Below are 243 nucleotides of genomic sequence, written 5' to 3' on the forward strand. Positions count from 1 at the left end.
CTTTCCGTTAGCTTTTTAATTGCTGCCTTTTTTTTAGAAGTAACACCATGGTTACTGACAATTATATTAGTTTTTGTTTTTGGTGGGCTGTCATTCACCAAAACAGTTATATCTACAATTGTTTCAAGTAGTTTGAAACAAAAGGAAGCTGGTGCCAGAATGAGTTTGCTTAATTTTACCAGTTTTTTATCAGAGGGAATAGGTATTGCAATTGTTGGTGGTTTATTATCTGTACGCTTACTG

Annotated in this window: 1 pseudogene; it reads left to right on the plus strand. The window is 33.7% G+C overall.

Annotated elements, in window-relative coordinates:
* Positions 1-243: pseudogene (locus AWV70_RS23185) on the plus strand (tetracycline efflux MFS transporter Tet(L)); the annotation flags it as partial.

Source organism: Sporosarcina koreensis (genome assembly GCF_001531445.1).
In the GTDB taxonomy this organism is placed as follows: domain Bacteria; phylum Bacillota; class Bacilli; order Bacillales_A; family Planococcaceae; genus Sporosarcina; species Sporosarcina koreensis_C.